2 protein-coding genes are annotated in these 2198 nt (G+C 39.8%); one reads left to right on the plus strand and one right to left on the minus strand.

Features of this window, described 5'->3' with window-relative positions; all coding sequences use genetic code 11:
* Positions 1-172 precede the first annotated feature (172 nt).
* Positions 173-1390 (plus strand): M20 metallopeptidase family protein, encoded by a 1218-nt coding sequence (locus GSM42_RS20230; protein WP_160803371.1) that lies wholly within the window; start codon positions 173-175, stop codon positions 1388-1390.
* Positions 1391-1585: 195 nt separating this feature from the next.
* Here the strand turns inward: GSM42_RS20230 and GSM42_RS20235 are convergent.
* On the minus strand, positions 1586-2198 hold a 613-nt coding region (locus GSM42_RS20235; RefSeq protein WP_275402182.1), incomplete at its 5' end, for an exosporium glycoprotein BclB-related protein.

The following is a 2198-nucleotide window of genomic DNA, read 5'->3' on the forward strand; positions in this document are numbered from 1 at the left end:
TTAAAAAAAGATTGCAACCCCTTTTTTTATAAAAAAATTTTAAAATGGCGTTAAAACGGTTTAAGCCTTATAAATAAGGGGATTTGGTCGTATTCGCTTATTATTAATTGTTTTTAGAATAAATAAAATGATTGTATAATGGGTTTAATCTCTACAAAGAAAAGGTGAAATTATGGACCGTTTATTAAGACTTGCAAACACATCGCAATCCAAGTGGTACCAATGGATGTTGCGACATTTCCACTATCTACACCAGCACCCTGAACTTTCATTTCAAGAGAGTAATACTATCCATTACATCTCTACTATTTTAGAAAAAAATTTAGGACTAAAATCAAATTTTTATGAAGTAAATGGTGAGATTTTTGGGCAAACTGTCTCTTCGCAGGCCATCACGGTATCGTTTGGACAGGGAGAAAAAACTGTAATCTTCACTGCAGATTTCGATGCTCTTCCTATTGAAGAGGCTTGTTCTCATAGGTACCGTTCCAAATCAACTGATAAGATGCATGCCTGTGGACATGATATGCATACTTCCATTCTACTTGGTATTGCTTGGTGGCTTAAACAAAATGAAGACTTACTAACTTGTCGCGTGGTACTCCTTTTTCGTCCTGCTGAAGAACTTAATGGAACAGCTTTCCTTATTAAATCTGAGAAATTACTCGATTATCTTGGAAAAGATGCTGTCTGTTTTGGACTACATGTGTATCCAGAATTGCCTCCAGGAAAAATTTCCACTTGTGCTGGATTAATTAATTATTCAGCCGAATTTCTAAAAATTGAGGTAAAAGGAAAAGGAGGACATACTGCACGGCCAGAACATGATTTCAGTCCATTAACTACAATGGGACAAATTTTATCGCAGTTACCATTAGTAATCACTCAGGAAGTCCCTGAGGCTGTTATCGCTTTTGGTCAGGTGCATAGCGGAAGTAAAGGAAACATCATACCTGAATTTGCTTGGTGCGAAGGAACATTGCGCACGCCTGATTTTCAATTTCATGAGAAAGCTAGAACCGCTATGCACCAATATGTCCGAAGTCTAGAAAATGATTTTGTCAAACTGGAGTTGAAAAACAGTGGTGTACCTGCGCTTCCTCCTGTCATAAATGATGCTACACTTGTCGAAGCATCGAAGTCGATCTCAGAGCATTTTCCATGGATCGAAGTCCAACATACCGAATCCAGCAGAGGTGCCGATGATATTTCTTGGTTTTCCGAATTGGGCTACCCCCTTCATTTCTTCCGCTTAGGTACAAAACCAGAGCATCAACAGCAAATATTCGATCTACATTCACCACATTTTGAAGCAGATCCTCGAGCGTTATTGACTGGTGTATATTTTCAACTTTTTCAATTGATCAAATATATAGAGAAAGATATGTAGAAAAGGGCTTAGATCGCCCTTTTTTTGTTTTTATATAGATGTTATGCAGCTCATTCAAAAAAAAGTTGTGGCATTTGTGATCGAATTTAGCTTTTGCTAAATAATTAGCGGAGGTAAACACATTATTCATTCCACAAGCACATAAAAAAGCAGCCTATCGATCGGAACTGAAAGGCTGCTGGCATATCGTGTCATCTAGGTGATACTAAGCCCAGCACTTGCATAACCCTCAACAGCAATACCTATATCAACAGTATCTTCTGCTATTGCACTAAATACTACTAATAAACGTTCCCCAGCTGCTACAGGTATAAGTCCCAATGCTGCAGTCACAGTAGCAATAGTCCCTGTACCAACTAATCCGGGACCAAAGCTTGGTACTAGTGTAACAGTAGCAACAGGGACAAAGGTATTAGTCGGAGGCGAGGATGAATATATTCTAGCTGTGATTGTTATAATTCCTGTTGAAGTGAAATCATCAGTTGTACTGAAATAAGCCGATATCGAATTAAGGAAACCATCACGTGGAGTAGAGAATGCAAAGTCTAGCTCTAACCCAGGTCCACCAGTTAGGTTGATTGGACCTCCTATTGTGCTTCCAACAATAATTCCAGAATCTCCAAAACCAATCAATCCTTGATCTGCAACTCCACTTATTACTCCAACCGTTAAGTCAATTGGGGAACCTGATGCAAATGGAATGATAGCACCTTCTCCAGTGGTTCCAGTGGCCCCAGTCGCTCCGGTATCTCCAGTCGCTCCAGTCGCTCCGGTGGCTCCGGTATCTCCAGTGGCTCCAGTCGCTCCG

The organism is Shimazuella alba, assembly GCF_009831235.1.
Lineage (GTDB): Bacteria > Bacillota > Bacilli > Thermoactinomycetales > Thermoactinomycetaceae > Shimazuella > Shimazuella alba.

Excerpts from the sequence above, each read along its gene's own strand:
- GSM42_RS20230 (WP_160803371.1), top strand. The coding sequence starts at position 173 with ATGGACCGTTTATTAAGACTTGCAAACACATCGCAATCCAAGTGGTAC.